General features: G+C 68.6%; 14 protein-coding genes. 9 read left to right on the plus strand and 5 right to left on the minus strand.

Translation table 11 applies throughout. The features are described from left to right. Positions 1-140: 140 nt before the first annotated feature. On the plus strand, positions 141-1,316 hold the full coding sequence (locus BLV94_RS15940) for an aminotransferase class V-fold PLP-dependent enzyme (protein WP_072941041.1): 1,176 nt from the start codon (positions 141-143) through the stop codon (positions 1,314-1,316). Positions 1,317-1,464: 148 nt separating this feature from the next. Then, positions 1,465-2,937: an FAD-dependent oxidoreductase gene (locus BLV94_RS15945; protein WP_072941043.1), complete on the plus strand. Its 1,473-nt coding sequence runs from the start codon at positions 1,465-1,467 to the stop codon at positions 2,935-2,937. A 22-nt stretch (positions 2,938-2,959) separates the two neighbouring features. Here BLV94_RS15945 and BLV94_RS15950 read toward each other — a convergent pair whose 3' ends face one another. Next, positions 2,960-4,162 (minus strand): helix-turn-helix domain-containing protein, encoded by a 1,203-nt coding sequence (locus BLV94_RS15950; protein ID WP_072941046.1) that lies wholly within the window; start codon positions 4,160-4,162, stop codon positions 2,960-2,962. A gap of 290 nt (positions 4,163-4,452) precedes the next feature. On the opposite strand from BLV94_RS15950, the gene BLV94_RS15960 reads away from it, so the two are divergent. After that, entirely contained in the window at positions 4,453-5,079 is a 627-nt protein-coding gene (locus BLV94_RS15960; protein WP_072941051.1) for a 50S ribosomal protein L25/general stress protein Ctc, read from the plus strand. Positions 5,080-5,187: 108 nt separating this feature from the next. Beyond that, positions 5,188-5,760 carry an aminoacyl-tRNA hydrolase gene (gene pth, locus BLV94_RS15965; RefSeq protein WP_072941054.1) on the plus strand — a complete coding sequence of 191 codons (573 nt, stop codon included), beginning with the start codon at positions 5,188-5,190 and terminating at the stop codon, positions 5,758-5,760. A 66-nt stretch (positions 5,761-5,826) separates the two neighbouring features. Here the strand turns inward: pth and BLV94_RS15970 are convergent, their stop codons facing one another. After that, positions 5,827-7,458 carry a fatty acyl-AMP ligase gene (locus BLV94_RS15970; RefSeq protein WP_072941055.1) on the minus strand — a complete coding sequence of 544 codons (1,632 nt, stop codon included), beginning with the start codon at positions 7,456-7,458 and terminating at the stop codon, positions 5,827-5,829. A 212-nt stretch (positions 7,459-7,670) separates the two neighbouring features. On the opposite strand from BLV94_RS15970, the gene BLV94_RS15975 reads away from it, so the two are divergent. After that, positions 7,671-9,374 (plus strand): peptide chain release factor 3, encoded by a 1,704-nt coding sequence (locus BLV94_RS15975; RefSeq protein WP_072941058.1) that lies wholly within the window; start codon positions 7,671-7,673, stop codon positions 9,372-9,374. 55 nt (positions 9,375-9,429) lie between these two features. Here BLV94_RS15975 and BLV94_RS15980 read toward each other — a convergent pair whose 3' ends face one another. After that, positions 9,430-10,335: a 5-dehydro-4-deoxyglucarate dehydratase gene (locus tag BLV94_RS15980; protein ID WP_072941060.1), complete on the minus strand. Its 906-nt coding sequence runs from the start codon at positions 10,333-10,335 to the stop codon at positions 9,430-9,432. 54 nt (positions 10,336-10,389) lie between these two features. Next, on the minus strand, positions 10,390-11,469 hold the full coding sequence (locus BLV94_RS15985) for an ABC transporter ATP-binding protein (RefSeq protein ID WP_072941216.1): 1,080 nt from the start codon (positions 11,467-11,469) through the stop codon (positions 10,390-10,392). 185 nt (positions 11,470-11,654) lie between these two features. Between BLV94_RS15985 and BLV94_RS15990 the strand changes: the two genes are divergently transcribed. Next, positions 11,655-12,479 (plus strand): NAD-dependent epimerase/dehydratase family protein, encoded by an 825-nt coding sequence (locus BLV94_RS15990; RefSeq protein ID WP_072941063.1) that lies wholly within the window; start codon positions 11,655-11,657, stop codon positions 12,477-12,479. Positions 12,480-12,519: 40 nt separating this feature from the next. Here BLV94_RS15990 and BLV94_RS15995 read toward each other — a convergent pair whose 3' ends face one another. Then, on the minus strand, positions 12,520-13,701 hold the full coding sequence (locus BLV94_RS15995; protein WP_072941066.1) for a hypothetical protein: 1,182 nt from the start codon (positions 13,699-13,701) through the stop codon (positions 12,520-12,522). Positions 13,702-13,758: 57 nt separating this feature from the next. Between BLV94_RS15995 and BLV94_RS16000 the strand changes: the two genes are divergently transcribed. The 3 genes from BLV94_RS16000 (at position 13,759) to BLV94_RS16010 (ending at position 16,958) form a co-directional block, all read left to right on the plus strand. After that, entirely contained in the window at positions 13,759-14,844 is a 1,086-nt protein-coding gene (locus BLV94_RS16000; RefSeq protein WP_072941067.1) for a hypothetical protein, read from the plus strand. 267 nt (positions 14,845-15,111) lie between these two features. Beyond that, the gene (locus tag BLV94_RS16005; protein ID WP_072941069.1) at positions 15,112-16,071 is read left to right on the plus strand and encodes a carbohydrate ABC transporter permease; all 960 of its coding nucleotides are present in this window, start codon (positions 15,112-15,114) and stop codon (positions 16,069-16,071) included. Between the two features lie 5 nt (positions 16,072-16,076). After that, positions 16,077-16,958 (plus strand): carbohydrate ABC transporter permease, encoded by an 882-nt coding sequence (locus BLV94_RS16010; RefSeq protein WP_072941071.1) that lies wholly within the window; start codon positions 16,077-16,079, stop codon positions 16,956-16,958. Positions 16,959-16,977 lie beyond the last annotated feature (19 nt).

Genomic DNA, 16,977 nt, shown 5'->3' on the forward strand with positions numbered 1-16,977 from the left:
CCTCCCCTTCGGGCGCCGCCTGAACGTCGTTATCGACATTAGAGCGCCTCGGCCGTCGATGCACGCCCCATCGGCATCTTTTCGAGGAACGTGCACGGGTACGTTCGAGTGCATTCATTGCGAAAAGGGAGGTATCGGACATGCTCGACCTCGAGCAGGCGCGACGGGACACCCCGGGCTGCCTCGACAAGGTGTTCCTGGACAGCGCGGGCTCCTCGCTTCCGCCGACCCCGGTCCTGGACGCCGTGTTCGCGCACCTGCGCCGGGAGGCCGACGTGGGCGGCTACGTCGCGGCCGCCGAACGGGCCGACGATCTCGCGGCCGTGAAGTCGTCCCTGGGCCGGCTGATCGGGGCGAGCGCCGACAGCATCGCCCTGGTGGACAGTGCCACCACCGCCTGGAACGACTTCTTCCATGCCGTCCCGCTCCGGGCCGGTGACCGGGTGCTGATCTCGGAGGTCGAGTACGCCAGTAACGCCATCGCCGTCCTGCAGCGGGCCCGGTCCGTGGGTGCGACCGTCGACGTGATCCCCAGCGACCCCGCAGGCCAGATCGACGTCGCCGCCCTGGAGACGCTCCTCGACGACCGGGTCCGTCTGGTGTCCCTCGTGCACGTGCCCACCAACGGCGGCCTGGTCAACCCCGTTCGCGAGGTGACGGAGCTGGCACATTCGCACGGCGCGCTGGTGCTGCTCGACGCGTGCCAGTCCGTCGGCCAGATCGCCCTCGACGTGAGCGAACTGGGCGTCGACGCCCTCTCCGCCACGGGACGCAAGTGGCTGCGCGCACCGCGGGGCACCGGCTTCCTGTACGTCCGGCCGGAGCTGGCCGCGACGCTCGAACCGGCCGCGCTCGACCTGCACAGCGCGGAGTGGACCGCGGCGGACGCGTACCGCCTCGCGACCGATGCCAGCCGGTTCGAGTTCTGGGAGTGCGACGTCGCCGCCCGCCTCGGACTCGGGGTGGCCGCCGACTATCTCCTCACCCTCGGGATGGACGAGGTGGAGGCGGCGGTGGCGGCCGGGGCCGAGCACCTCCGGTCGGGGCTCGCGGCGATCCCCCGCGTCACCGTGCGGGACCTCGGCGCCCGCCGGTGTGGAATCGTCTCGTTCACCGTCGACGGGTTCGACCCCGGCGACGTCCGGAAGCAGCTGGCCGCCCGCAACGTAACCGTCACCGCCAGCCTGCGCGGGTCGACGCTGCTGGACATGAGCGCCCGCGGGCTGGACGCCGTGGTGCGGGCGTCGCCGCACTATTTCTGCTCCCCGGACGATCTCGACCGGTTCCTCGCCGAGGTCCGGACCCTCGCGAAGTAGCCCCGTCGGGCGGCCGGGCCCACGCCCGTGTCCGAGCGCGACGTCCCACTCATCGGGAGATCCACCGAATCGGGTTTTGTAACAGGTTACCGTTTGGGGGTAACCCACGTCACACTATGCCTGTGACCGCCCGAGAGGACTTCCACCCATGGTCGACGCCACACCGATCCGCCCCCGGTCCGCAGCAACGGTCACCGAGTGGGACTACGAGGCCGACGTCGTGATCGCGGGTTACGGCATCGCCGGTGTGTCCGCCGCCATCGAGGCGGCGCGGGCCGGCGCCGACGTCCTGGTCCTCGAGCGCACCAGCGGATGGGGTGGTGCCGCCGCACTCGCCGGCGGCTTCATCTACCTCGGCGGCGGGACGCCGCTGCAGAAGGCGTGTGGATTCGACGACTCCGTCGAGAACATGAAGACGTTCATGATGGCGGCGCTCGGCCCGGGCGCCGACGAGGAGAAGATCACCGACTACTGCGAGGGCAGCGTCTCGCACTACAACTGGCTCGTCGACTGCGGGGTCCCGTTCAAGGAGAGCTTCTGGGGCGAACCCGGCTGGGAGCCCCCGTTCGACGACGGGCTCATGTACTCCGGCGGCGAGAACGCGGCGCCGTTCAACGAGATCGCCACCCCCGCGCCGCGCGGGCACGTTCCGCAGATGGACGGCAAGCGGACCGGCGAGAAGGGCGGCGGCTACATGCTCATGAAGCCGCTCGTCGAGACAGCCGAAAAGCTCGGGGTCCGAGCCGAATACGACATGCGCGTCCAGACGCTCGTCGCCGACGACACCGGACGCGTCGTCGGGATCGTCGCCAAACAGTACGGCAAGGAGGTGGCCGTGCGGGCGCGTCGCGGCGTCGTCCTCGCGACCGGCAGCTTCGCGTACAACGACAAGATGATCGAGGCCCACGCGCCGCGGCTCATCGGCCGCCCCGGCGCCGCCATCGAGGAGCACGACGGGCGCTCGATCCTCATGGCGCAGGCCCTCGGCGCCGACCTCGCCCACATGGACGCCACCGAGGTCGCGTTCCTCTGCGACCCCCAGTTGGTCGTCCGCGGCATCCTCGTCAACGGCCGGGGGCAGCGCTACGTCCCGGAGGACACGTACTCCGGTCGCATCGGCCAGATGACCCTGTTCCACCAGGACAACCAGGCGTTTCTCATTATCGACGAGGCGTCCTACGAGGAGGGCGCGGCCGCCACCACGGCAACGCCGTTCCTGCGCGCCCAGCCGAAGTGGGCGGCGGAGACCGTCGAGGAACTCGAATCCGACATGGGCCTGCCCGCAGGCGCACTCCAGTCGACCGTCGAGGTGTACAACAAGCACGCCGCCGAAGGGTCGGACCCGTTGCTGCACAAGAAGTCCGAGTGGGTGAAGCCGATCGGCTCCCCCGTCGCCGCCCTCGACCTGCGCGGGTTCACGCTCGGATTCACCCTCGGCGGCCTGCGGACGACCGTGAACTCCGAGGTCCTGCACGTCTCCGGCGAACCCATTCCCGGCCTCTTCGCGGCGGGACGGTGCACGTCCGGGGTGTGCGCAGGTGGCTACGCCAGCGGCACATCCCTCGGCGACGGCAGCTTCTACGGCCGCCGCGCCGGCATCAGTGCGGCGAAGCAGGCCTGACCGGACCTACCCTGACCGGTGTCTACCCGACGCGCCGGACCGTCACACCGGCCGCGAACCGGTACGGCTGGGTGCTCAGGACCGCGCCGAGGCTCTTGCGCAGACGCGAGACCTCGGCGCGGACCGCCACCACGTGGTCGCGGTCGCCGAACAACGCTTCGCTGAGCGAGGCGGCGTCGACGCCCGCCGTTCCCGCCGCCGACAACACCCGCAGGATCTGAGCGTGTCGCGGCGAGAGCGCCCGAGTCCAGTTGACGTCGCCCCGGACCGTCACGTGCGGCGCATCGCCGAGGTCGAGTTCCAGTTCGATGGCAGCCCCGTCGACGCGCCGGCGCACCAGCCAGCCGTCGCCGAGCGGTTCCGGCACACACAGCCCGAGCCCCGGGACGAGCAGCGGCTTGTCGAGGCTCGGCGGCGCGACCCGCTCCGGCGCCGCGATGCCACTCGCCTCCGCGACCCACCCGTGCTTGTCGACGACCAGCGCCGGACCTCCCGCCGACGCGAGCAACGGTGCCGCCCGGCCGCGCAGCCTGTCCAGTTGGGCCGTGTGCTCACGCCACAATGTCGCCTCGGCCAGACGCACCGCGGTGCGGACCAGCGCGACGGTGGTCGGATGGACGGACATCGCCGACCCGCTGATGTCGACCACGCCGAGGATCTCGCCGGTGCGCGGGTCGTGCACCGGCGACCCGGTGCAGGACCAGCCGTGATGCGTAGGCGCGTAGTGTTCGGCCGAGAAGAGTTGCACCGCAGCATCTTCGATCAGGGCGGTGCCGATCGCGTTGGTACCGACGGCCTGTTCGGCCCAGCGCGCACCCTCCGTGAACCCGAGCGCGTCGGCCGCTTTCCGGACCCCGCGGGATCCCTCCCGCCACAACAGGACACCGTCGGCATCGGCGATGACGACGATGAAATTCGCGTCCTCCGCGACCTGCGTCAACGTGCTGCGCAACTCCGGAAGCACGGTGCGCAGCGCCGTGCGGGTGCGCCGCGCCTCGATCTCGGAGAAGTCGGCGGGCTCCACGTCGGCGCAATGGTCCGGGCTCACACCGCCCGCCTGCAGACGGGACCACGACCGCGCCACCACGCCCCGCGGAAGCGCCGGCGGCCGCTGCCCGGAGAGCACGGCGTCGTGCACCCGGCTGAGCAGCCGCGCATGTCGCGGCAGATCCACACCGGTTGCCACTGCGGTCAGCCGGTCGGCGGTCGGACGTTCAGCGCTCACAACGCCGAGGCTACCCCCGGCGTTGTGAGCCACACCACTACCTGCCGCCGGACCGGCGCGGTCGCACCACCCGCCCGGCGGCACCCGATTAGCAGGTCAGCGGCCCATCCGGTAGAGTTCCATAAGTTGTCTCGGCGAGGGTGAACCAGAAGTTCCAATTGGCTGGCTCACCGTGATCGACGCGGCTACGGCTCTGCTCGAGCGTTTCGCTCCTGGCCGTCGCGCGTTCGTCCCTCGCCGACTCGAACCGCCCGCCAGTTACCACCGTGAGTTGTAGGAGCCGTTTCACCATGTCTGACGAAAATCGCCTCGTAGCCGCCGTGCGCACCGAGTTCGGCAAGGGCGCCGCCCGCCGCGCACGCCGCGACGGCCAGGTCCCCGCAGTCCTGTACGGCCACGGCGAGGATCCCCGCCACCTGAACGTGCCCTCCCGCGACTTCGCCGCGATCCTGCGCGCGCACGGCACCAACGCCATCCTGACCCTCGACATCGAGGGCAAGGAGCAGGTCGCGCTCACCAAGTCGGTCGTGGTTCACCCGATCCGCAACTACATCGAGCACGCCGACCTCCTCGTCATCAAGAAGGGCGAGAAGGTCACCGTCGACGTCCCCGTCGTCGTCACCGGTGAGGCCGCTTCCGGCACCCTGGTCGCGCAGGACGCCGCCACGATCTCCCTCGAAGCGGACGCGCTGCACATCCCCGAGCAGATCGAGGTTTCGGTCGAGGGCCTCGAGGTCGGCACCCAGATCCTCGCCAACCAGCTCGAGCTGCCCAAGGGTTCGACCCTGCAGGCCGACGAGGAACTGCTCATCGTGAACGTCGTCGCAGCCCCGACCGCTGCCGACCTCGAAGAGGAGACCGGCGAAGCCGCAGCCGAGACCGCCGCGGCTCCGGCCGAAGAGGGCGCCGAGAGCTGATCCTCTCGCAACCGCACTGATGTCGGCGGCGCGTCGTCCCGGATTGTCCCGGGGTGACGCGCCGCTGTCGTCTGACACGACCCCCTGACGCACGGAAGGACCCTGTCGGTGAGTGAAGACACCGCCCTGGTGGTGGGTCTGGGCAATCCCGGACCGCAGTACGAGAAGACCCGGCACAACGTCGGCTTCATGGTGGCCGGCGTGCTGTCCGCGCGCATGGGTGGCAAGTTCAGCGCGCACAAGAAGAGCGGCGCCGAAATCGTCCAGGGACGGCTCGAAGGCCGTCCGACGATCCTCGCCAAGCCGCGGTCGTTCATGAACCTGTCCGGTTCCGCCGTCGCCGGGCTGGCCCGGTTCTTCTCCGTCGACCCGGGCAACATCGTCGTCATCCACGACGAACTCGACCTCGACTTCGGGACCATCCGCCTCAAGCAGGGCGGCGGCGAGGGCGGGCACAACGGACTGCGGTCCATCTCGCAGTCGCTCGGCACCAAGGACTATCTGCGCACCCGCGTCGGGATCGGCCGTCCCCCCGGACGGATGGATCCGGCGTCGTACGTGCTGAAGCCGTTCTCGTCGGTGGAACGCAAGGAACTCGACCTCGTCTGCGAGGAATCCGCCGACGCCGTCGAACTGGTCCTGCGCATGGGGCTCGAGGCCGCGCAGAACCGCCTGCATTAGGCGCTTCGCGCCCGTGAGTGGTTAACGAGTCTCTGGACTCTCCAACCGCGCACGGGCGCGGAGCGCCTACCCCACCAGGTACGCGGACGTGGCGCGGCGGAGTTTGCCCGACGACGTCTTGGGGATGCTGCCGGGACCGAGGACGGCGACGGTGCGGGGTCGCACACCGACCTCGGAGAACACGGCGTGCACGACCTCGTGCTCGATGCGCTTGACCGTCTCGGGGTCCTGGTAGTCGTTGGTCTCGACCGCGACGGCGAAGCTTTCCCGCTTCTGCCCGGCGTCGAGGCGGACGGCCACCGCATTGCCGGGACGCACTCCGGCGACGGTGCCCGCGGCCCGTTCGATGTCGGTCGGGTAGATGTTGCGGCCGCCCATGATGATGACGTCCTTGACGCGACCGCACACGACGACGAGGCCCTCTTCGGTGAAGTAGCCGACGTCGCCGGTGTTCAGCCAGCCGTCCGCGTCCTGCGCGGGCTTGTGCCCGTCGAGGGTGATGTACCCGGGGGTGACCGCCTTTCCGCGGACCTCGATGATGCCGACACCGCGGGTCGGGAGCAGTTCCCCCTCGCTGTCGACGACGCGTCCCTCGAGGTTCGGCACCATCTTCCCGAGGGTGGCGAGGGCGCGCGCGTTCGGCTTGTTCGACGGGACGGCACGCTGCATCGCCTCGAGCAGATCCGGGTCGACGCGGTCGAGGACCTGTCCCTGGTCCGGATCGGGGATGGAAACGGCGAGCGTGGTCTCCGCCATTCCGTAGACGGGGGCGAGTGCGGACGGGTTCAGCCCGAACCGGGCGCCGGCCTCGGCGAGCGCGTTCATGGTGTCGGGGTCCACGGGTTCGGCACCGTTCCACATGTACCGGACGGTGCTGAGATCGACGGCGCCGTCTTCCGCCTGCTTGAGGCGGCGGGCGAGCAGCGAGTACGCGAAGTTGGGGGCCGCCGTCACGGTGCCCTTGTACTTGCCCATCAGTTCCGCCCACAGCAGCGGCGTGCGGAGGAAGTCCAACGGGGTGATGCTCACAACTTCCGCGCCGACCTGCATCGGCACGCTGAGGAACCCGACCATCCCCATGTCGTGGAACAACGGCAGCCAGCTGATCATCACGTCGTCCTCGATGGAGAACTTGATGCGGTCGATCATGGCGTAGGCGTTGGTGTAGAAATTCTCGTGCGTGATCTGCACGGCTTTGGGCGAACCGGTGGAACCGGATGTGAGTTGCTGCAGCGCGATGTCGCTCTCGAACGTCTCGACCGGGTCGATCTCGGTGCCCTCGTTCAGCTCGGCCACCGTCACGACGGTGATGCCGCGCTCCTCGAGCAGCGGCTTGGCGGCGTCGAACGGCGCGCCGAGGATGACGGCCTTCGCCTGAATCATGGTGATGACGGTTTCGGTGTCCTTGGCCCACACGGCCAGGTCGGTCCGCGGGGTCGGCTGATGCAGCATGGTGACGGACGCGCCGCGCATCCAGGTGCCCTGGCAGGAGGGTGCGATGTCGACAGGCTGACCGGCGAGGATGCCGATGGCGTCGCCGTGGCCGATGCCTGTCTCGGCCAGCGCGCCCGCCATGCGGCGCGCCGCCTTGTGGATCTCGCCCCACGGCTGTCGCAGTGGCGCGTCGGGCTCACCCGTGTTGAGACCACGGGTGCTGCTCGCCGCGGTCGCGTACATCTCGTCGGTGAACTTGCTCACTGTCTTCCTCCTGCACATACGGGTGTCCGAACGCAGAAACGGTGAACTCCGGAGCGCCCCGACGACTCACCCATATAAATCCCCCACCGGCCTCCGATCGTTACTTCTCCCTGGATGTGACTGTGCTGCGAGTGGGTCTTCGGCACCCGAGTAACCTGGTATGCGGCCACACGGCCTTCCTGCACGCATTCCGTCCCCCGAGAGGTTCTTCGTTGACTACCCCGTCCGACTCGGCCGACACCATTCCAGCCGAGGCGACGCCTGCCGCCGCGTCCGGCTCATCGGAGGGGAAATCCGAGAAGGGTGTCCGGGCCGAGGCGTCGCGTCGCCGCACGTTCGCCGTGATCTCGCATCCCGACGCCGGTAAGTCGACGCTGACGGAGGCGCTCGCGCTGCACGCGAAGGTCATCTCCGAGGCGGGCGCCGTCCACGGCAAAGCGGGCCGCAAGTCGACGGTGTCCGACTGGATGGAGATGGAGAAGGCCCGCGGCATCTCGGTCAGCTCCACCGCCCTGCAGTTCAACTACCGCTCCACCGAGGCGTCGGCGGACGAACCCGTCGACAACGTGATCAACCTGGTGGACACCCCCGGCCACTCCGACTTCTCCGAGGACACGTACCGCGTCCTGACCGCGGTCGATGCCGCCGTCATGCTGATCGACGCCGCGAAGGGTCTCGAACCGCAGACGCTGAAGCTGTTCCAGGTGTGCCGTCACCGCGGAATCCCGGTGATCACCGTCATCAACAAGTGGGACCGGCCCGGTCAGACGCCGCTGGAGCTTCTCGACGAGATCCAGGAACGCATCGGGCTCACCCCCACTCCCCTGTATTGGCCCGTCGGGATCGCCGGCGATTTCCGGGGCCTGCTCCGGCGCGGCGAGGACGGGGCCCCGCGGGAGTACATCCGGTTCACGCGCACCGCCGGCGGCGCGAAGATCGCCCCCGAAGAGGTCATGGACGCCGATGCCGCCCTCGCGAAGGAGGGCTCCGAGTGGGAGACCGCCGCGGAGGAGAGCGAGTTGCTGTCGGCCACCGGTCAGGACCACGACCAGGAGCTGTTCCTCGGCGGTCAGACGTCGCCGGTGATCTTCGCGTCGGCGATGCTCAACTTCGGTGTCCGCCAGATCCTCGACACGCTCGTGGAGCTGGCGCCGCCGCCGCGCGCCCGGGAGGACGTCGACGGCACCCCCCGCGACGTCGCCGACCCGTTCAGCGCGGTCGTCTTCAAGGTCCAGGCCGGCATGGACACCGCGCACCGCGACCGGCTGGCGTTCATGCGCATCGTGTCGGGGGTGTTCGAGCGCGGCATGGTGGTCACCCACGCCCAGACCGGTAAGCCGTTCACGACGAAGTACGCCCAGACCGTCTTCGGCCGTGAGCGTTCGACCGTCGAATCGGCGTACCCCGGCGACGTGGTGGGACTCGTCAACGCCACCGCACTCGCCCCCGGTCACACCCTGTTCTTCGAGAAGAAGGTGGAGTTCCCGCCGATCCCGTCGTTCGCGCCGGAGCACTTCTCCATCCTGCGGGCCGAGAGTGCGGGCAAGTACAAGCAGTTCCGGCGAGCCGTGGATCAGCTCGATTCCGAAGGTGTCGTGCAGATCCTCCGCAACGACCTCCGCGGCGACGCCTCGCCCGTCATGGCCGCCGTCGGCCCCATGCAGTTCGAGGTGGTCGCGGCGCGGATGAAGGCCGAGTTCAACGTCGAGGCCCGGATGGAACCGCTGGGCTACGCGTTGGCGCGGCGCACCGACGCCGAGTCGGCCGACGAGCTGAACCGTCAGCGCGGTGTCGAGGTGTTCACCCGCTCGGACGGGGTGATGCTGGCCCTCGTCAGCGACAAGTGGCGGTTGCAGTACATCCAGAAGGAGCTGCCCGACCTCACGCTCGAGCCCCTCGTGGCCGCCGCCGACTAGTGCAGACGCTCTTCGGTCATCGGCGGGTCCTCCGACCCACCGATGACCGAAGACGCTACTGCGCCAGCACCTTCCGGCCCGCTGCCAGAATCTGCTCCAATGCGTACCGGTGCTCGGCACTGGCGTCGACGAGCGGCGCCCGCACCGAACCGGCGTCGAGGCCGGTGAACGTCACGCCCGCCTTCACGAGTGCGACCGCGTATCCGGGAGTGGTGTCACGGAGCCGGACCAGCGGATGGAAGAACTCGCGGTTGAGCGAGTCGACCAGTTCGGTGTCGTCCTCCTCGAGTGCCCGGTAGTAGGCGAGCGACACGTCCGGGGCGAAGGCGAACGTCGCCGACGAGTAGAGGGTGACGCCGATGCTCCGGTAGGCCTGCTGCGAGACCTCGGCCGTCGGGAGGCCGTTGAAGAATTGAAACTCTTTGTTGCCGAGAGAATCCCGCAGCGTGCGCACGATTCGCGACGTCAGGTCGAGGTCGCCGACGCCGTCCTTGAACCCGACGACCTTCGGCAATCGCGCGACCTCGAGAGCGCTCTGCTCGGTGAACTGGCCGTTCGCGCGGTGGTACACGATGACCGGGAGGTCGCTCGACTCCGACACCTGCCTCACGTACTCCACGAGGCCGTCGGCCGGCGCTCCGACGAGGTAGGGCGGCAGGAGCAGGATGCCGTCGGCGCCCGCGTCCGCGGCGGCGGCCACGAACTCTTTCGCGACGGGCAGCGGCCCTCCGGCGCCGGCGAAGACGGGGACCCGGCCGCCGGTGACCGCGACCACCGTTTCCACGACGGTCCGGAACTCGGCCGCGGACAGTGCGTGGAATTCGCCGGTGCCGCACGCGGCGAACACTCCGCCCGGTCCGGCCGCGACACCGGATTCGATGTGCTGTGCCAGTGCGGGCAGATCGACGTCGCCGTTGTCGTCGAACGGGGTGACAGGAAAGAAGAGAACTCCGTCGACCATGGTCTTACTCCTTGATCGATGTGGTCGGGTGTCCGTCGGAGAACCGGGTCGCCGCTAGTCGACGAGCCGTTCACCGCTGACGGTGGAGAACAGATGTGTGCGCTCGGCCGCGTACGACAGCGTGATCACCTCTCCGCGCTTGGGCGGAATGCGACCGTCGGCGCGAACGACGATGGGCTGCCTGCGACCGTGAATGTCCGCCTGGCCGTATACATATGCGTCGGCGCCGAGTTCCTCGACGACGTCGATGGTGACGTCGAGCCCGCTGCCCGTGGTGATCGCGAGATCCTCGGGACGCACACCGAGCGTGACCGAGTGCTCCCCGATCCCGGCAATCGCGGCACGCGGAACGGGGACCACGGAGCCGCCGAAGCTGACACCTCCGTCGACGAGGGGAAGTTCGAGCAGGTTCATCGCGGGCGAGCCGATGAACCCGGCGACGAACACGTTGTTCGGGTGCTCGTACATGCGGCGGGGAGTGTCGCACTGCTGGAGAACTCCGTCTTTCAGGACGGCGACGCGGTCACCCATCGTCATGGCCTCGACCTGATCGTGCGTCACGTAGACGGTGGTGGTGGCGAGCCGGCGCTGCAGCGCCGAGATCTGTGCGCGGGTCTGCACGCGGAGCTTGGCGTCGAGGTTGGACAGCGGCTCGTCCATCAGGAACACCTGCGGTTTGCGAACGATGGCGCGCCCCATGGCCACTCGCTGCCGCTGGCCACCGGAGAGGGCCTTGGGCTTGCGGTCGAGGAATTTGGTGAGGTCGAGGATCCTGGCGGCGTCCTGAACGCGCCGCTTGATCTCCGCCTTGTCCTCGCCGGCGATCCGGAGACCGAAGCCCATGTTCTCCCCCACCGTCATGTGGGGGTAGAGGGCGTAGTTCTGGAAGACCATGGCGATGTCACGGTCCTTCGGCTGGAACTCGGTGACGTCGTTGCCGCCGATCGCGATCGTGCCCTTGTCCACGTCTTCGAGTCCGGCGAGCATGCGCAGGGACGTCGACTTCCCGCAGCCGGACGGTCCGACGAGGACGAGGAATTCGCCGTCGTCGATGTGGAGGTCCAGGTGGTCGACCGCGGCCTTGTCGCCGCCGGGGAACAACTTGGTGACGCCGTGGAATGCGACTGTTGCCATGATGGTGGGAGGTCCCTTCACCGGCAGGAACGTGCCGGACGATCCGAGTGGGAGTGTGAAGTAGACGCCGATCCCCATATGTTGTTCACATACGTGAATCTATGCCAAGGTAGTGACTTCGTTTCGAAGTATGTACTACCGTGATGTGCATTACAAGACTTACTCCCAGAGAGGTACGAGAAGACATGACCGACACCGCCTCGCGTCTGCTGATCACCGGCGCCGCAGGAAACATGGGCAAGATGCTGCGGCCGTTGCTCCGCAAGCCCGGCCGCACCCTCCGCCTGTTCGACATCGCCGACATCACCGACATCGACCCCGAACACGAGGAGTACGTACAGGGTTCGGTCACCGACCGTGCCGCCGTGGCCGCCGCGGTCGACGGTGTCGACGCCGTGCTCCACCTGGGCGGACTCAGCACCGAGGACTCGTGGGAGAACATTCTGTCCGTCAACGTCGACGGCACCCAGGCGGTGTTCGAGGCCGCCGTCGCGCACGGCGTGACGCGCGTGATCGCAGCGTCGAGCAACCACGCCGTGGGCTTCTGGACGCACGCGGAGGCCGGCGGTGACCCGCTGCCCGGCGACGTTCCGCCGCGCCCGGACGGGTTCTACGGCTGGAGCAAGGCAGCGGTCGAGGCACTGGGCCGGCTGTACCACGACCGTTTCGGCATCGACGTCGTCAACCTGCGCATCGGCTCGAGCTTCGACCGCCCGCCCAACTACCGCGGGCTCGCGTCCTGGATGTCCCCGGCCGACACCGCTCGCCTGATCGAGGCCGCACTGTCCGACTCCGCCAAGGGATTTCACACCGTGTGGGGCATCTCGCGGAACACGCGCAGCTGGTGGTCCGCAGCGGAGGGCGCCGCCATCGGGTACGAACCCCGGGACGACGCGGAGGTGTTCGCGGACGAGTTCCTCGCCGACCACGAGTGGTCCTTCGACGACCCGATCCTCCAGCGGGTCGGCGGAGCGTTCTGCGACCACCCGCTCGGTCAGCGGATGCGGTGACATCCCGAGGTGGGCGCCGTGGGCGCCCACCTCGACTGCGTCAGACCGAGAAGTCGCGGATGATGCGGCCCAACGCGTCGAGCTGCACCGCGTTGACCAACCCGAGGTGATAGAGGTGCAGCTCGTTGGCTCCGGCCGCGACCGTGGCCGCGACGTGGCCGCTCACGTCGTCGAGGTTCTTCGGCGGCAACACCGACACGTAGGCCCCGACGTCGACGGCATCACCGACGAGCGCCCGGGTCTGCGTGGTGACGGCGACGGTCTCCGCGGTTCCCGGCCAGGCCGAGACGAGCACGGCGTCGACGTCTTCCGCAGCGGTGGACGTCAGCGCCGGCGAAGGCCCGGTCTTCCAGGGGTTCGGATGACCGTGCAGCGTGACGCGGGCCGACGGAATCTCGGCCCGCACGGCGCCGAGCACCGCACCCCGGAGGGCATCGGCCTCCGCATGGCGCACGGACAGCACCGCCTCGGCCTCCGCCTCGTCGAGGACATCGGTGATCGCGGCATCCGGGGCGAGGGTGCCCCTGGTCAGCGCATCCACGCCGGCACGCAGTTTGGCCGTCAGCTTGTCCGGATCGACGCCCCGATCCGTCCACAGTGCCCGTTCCCGTTCGGTGCAGCTGATCGACATCAGCGTGTCGCCGATTCCCGGATAGGCGCCATCGGTCTTCTCGTGCGGTCCGACGTGCGCGATGCCCAGCTGTCCGCACGCTTCGATCGACACACCGTGCAGGTCGACGCCGCGCACCGCCTCCGCCGCGAGGGTGCGGGCGTACCGGACGATGTCCGGGTGCCCGGGCGCGAGCGCGTAGGGGTAGCGGTCCCCGAAGCAGTTGACGACGGTGGCGCCCGGATGCGCATGCCCCAGAACGGTGCTGTGGGACAGCACGATCCATGCGTTCACCTCGATGCCGGCGTCGATCAGGATTCGAGCCGCATCCGCGAACGCATCCTCGGAACCGGCCCAGGTCGCCGCCCTGGCCGTGACGGTGTGGCCGTCCCACGCGGCGGTCCGGATGGGGCGGTACAGCGCAGCGTGGTGGGCGTCGACCACCTTGTGGGCCGGATGCAGGGGCGTTGCGGCGCGGGTCGAGTGATAGCTGGCGGCGAGCGAGATCTCGGCGACCCCGAGGGCGCGCGCACGGTCGACGAAGTGCGGATCACCGAGCACGTCCCACGGATAGGCGTGCGCGACGATGCGATCGACGGTTCTTTCGGACATGTGAAAACCCCTCGGCAGTTCGACAACAGGATTCGGTAGACAAGACGGAGTTCACACATGGGAACACACCTTTCGCCCCACTGTCCACGATCGACCCCCGCCGATCGACGCCGCGACGCCGTTCGCGACGCCCTCGGCGTGCCCGGCGAACAGGCGGCGGCCACCCCCGACGTGCGGTACGGCAGGTCGTGGACCCGAGACGGCGTCGCCGGTCGCGAACTCACGTGGGCGGCCGGTGACGACGGTCCGGACACCGCGGCCTGGCTCCTGCGCCCCGACCGGCACGCCGAGACCGCCGCACGTCCCGCGGTCCTGCTGATGCACGCCCACGACGGCGTCAAGTTCTACGGCAAGGAGAAGGTGGCCGATGGCCCCGACGGCGTCACACCGGCCGTCGCCGAACTCCGGACACGGGGGTACGACGGCCTGGCCGTCGCAACGGGGCTGGTGCAGGCGGGTTTCGTCGTACTCGTGCACGACGCCTTCCCCTGGGGCAGCAGGCGCGTGCCCTGGCCGGAACTGCCGGACCGCGCCAGGTCGGCGGGTTTCACCGCATGCCCACCCGGGCTCGACACCCCCGAGGTTCGCCTGCGCCGATACGAGGCGGCGGCCCGCGAGCACGAGAACGGCCTCGCCAAGGCAGCGACCCTGACCGGCACCTCGCTCGCCGCCAAGGTCGTCGCCGAGGACCTGCGGGCGCTGAACGTTCTCCTCGCGACCGACGGCGTGGATCCGAACAGGGTGGCCGCGGCGGGATTCTCGGGCGGCGGGGCTCGCGTCGCACACCTGCTGGCGTGTTCGACGCGCCTGCGAGCAGGGGTGATCACCGCGATGATGAGCACTTTTGCCGACGTCGCAGACGGCAGGGCAGACGACACGACGTGGCTGATGATCACTCCAGGCCTGCCGGCGGTCTGCGACTGGCCGGAGGTCGCCGCATGCGCTGCGCCGCGGCCGCTGCTGGTTCAGTTCGCGCGGGACGATTCGCACTTCGGCCCGCAGGGGATGCGGGACTCCGAGAGCCTGCTGCGACGCGCGTACGTCGGATCCGACGCGCTGACCACGCAGTGGTTCGCGGGCGGGCACCGGTTTTCGGCCGACATGCAGGCCGGGGCCGCCGACTGGATCCGGTGCAACGTCTAGCCGATCACGCTTGACAGGACCTTGTGACTGCCGTCATAGTGAGTTCGACAATTCACATAGAGAACGTGAGTTCACATACATGAACGATAGGACGCACCGCCACCGGAGGCCCGAGCACATCGGGCTCACCGGGAAGGCCGGAGGCCGCAGTCGTTCCCCATCTCCTTCCCCGCTGACGCGCCACCCTCGGTGATCTCGCGTCAGCAGCAATAGCCACAATCCCCTGACCCGCCGGCGCGACCGGCACCGAACCTCGGAGCGTGCACCATGGTCACCACCACCTCCCCCAGGCCAGGAGGGCGGACCGCGGCGGCGGCGCCGGCCTCTCCCGGTCGCATTCGCCGCAGACCCGCCTGGCGCAGAGCCGCCGCCCCCTACATCCTGATCGCGCCGGTGGTCCTCCTGCTGGCGGTCTTCATCTTCTACCCGGTCGGCAGCGTCTTCTACTACAGCCTGCAGTACTACAATCCGACGACGCCGTGGGACAACGGTTTCGCCGGCCTCGACAACTTCCGGCTGATGTTCGCCGACTCCCTCTTCTGGACCAGCCTGGTCACCACCGCGAAATGGGTGGGATTTCAGGTCGTGTTCCAGCTGATCCTCGGCCTCGGGCTGGCCCTGCTGGTCAACGAGGTGTTCCGGGGCCGCGGCCTGGCCCGCGCCCTGGTGTTCTCCCCCTGGGCGGTCTCCGGCGTCCTCACCACCGGCATCTGGCTGCTGATCTACAACCCGTCCACGGGCCTGTTCAAACTTCTCGGGAACATGGGCATCGGAGACGGCACCGCCGCTCCCATCGCCGATCCGGACACCGCGTTCTGGGCGACGGGCGTCGCGGAACTGTGGCGCGGTGTTCCGTTCTTCGCCATTCTCATCCTGGCCGAGCTGCAGAGCGCCCCCAAGGACCTGTACGAGGCGGCCAACGTGGACGGCGCCAACCGCTGGCAGCGGTTCCGCTTCGTCACCCTCCCGCACCTGAAGGCCGTCATCATCTTGTCGACGCTGCTGCGCGGTGTGTGGGAGTTCAACAACGTCGATCTGCTCTACACCCTCACGGCGGGCGGCCCCGCCGACGTCACCACGACGCTCCCGCTGTACGTCTCACAGCTCGCGACCACCGCCCAGGACTTCGGATACGGCTCGGCACTCACCACGGTCGCATTCGTGATCCTGCTGTTCTGCTCGATCCTCTACTTGCGCCTGAGCAAGTTCAACAGTGAGAAGGTCTGACCGCCGTGACCACCACCACCGATCGCCCCACCGTTGCGCTGCCCGAGCCGGACACCACCGGGAAGCTGCGGGTGCGCACGAAGAAGCCGCGCCTGTTCAGCGTCGGACTGCCGCTCGCCCTGTACCTGCTGTTCACACTCGTGCCGTTCTACTGGATGATCGTGTTCGCGTTCCGGCCCGCCGGATCGAACTCGATGCTCCCCTGGCCCATCACGTTCGAGCACTTCGACACCGTGTGGAACACCCTCGGCTTCAGCTTCTTCTTCAAGAACAGCCTCATCGTTGCCGCATTGTCGCTCGTCCTGACCACCTTCGTCGCGCTGGCCACCGGATACGCGTTGGCCCGCTTCAAGTTCCGCGCCAAGATCCCGTTGGTGATGGCCCTGCTCTGCAGCCAGTTCGTCCCCGGCGCCATGCTGCTCATCCCGCTGTTCCAGGTGTTCCGCGAGATGAACCTCGTCAACAACCTGACGGGACTCATCGTCGCCGACACCGTGTTCCAGCTTCCGCTGGCCGCCATGCTCATGGCAGGTTTCATCGCGCAGATCCCGGTCGAACTCGAGGAAGCCGCGATGGTCGACGGCTGCTCACGCCTGCGCGCGTTCCGCATCATCATGCTGCCGCTGCTACGCCCCGGCCTGATCGCCGTCGGATCGTTCGCCTTCATCGGCAGCTGGAACAACTTCCTGTTCGGCCTGATGTTCATCAGCAGCCAGGAGAAGTTCACGCTGCCGGTCGGCCTCAGCTACACCATCGGCTCCTACAACGTCGACTTCGGAGTTCTCGCCGCGGGCGGTCTCATCGCCGCGGTGCCGGTGGTCGCCGTCTTCGCCGTCATCCAGAAATACCTCGTCCAGGGCCTGAGCGCCGGCGCAGTCAAGGGCTGATCATGACTTTCGAAAAGAG

The sequence above is a fragment of the Rhodococcus koreensis genome (genome assembly GCF_900105905.1).
Taxonomy (GTDB): Bacteria; Actinomycetota; Actinomycetes; order Mycobacteriales; family Mycobacteriaceae; genus Rhodococcus_F; species Rhodococcus_F koreensis.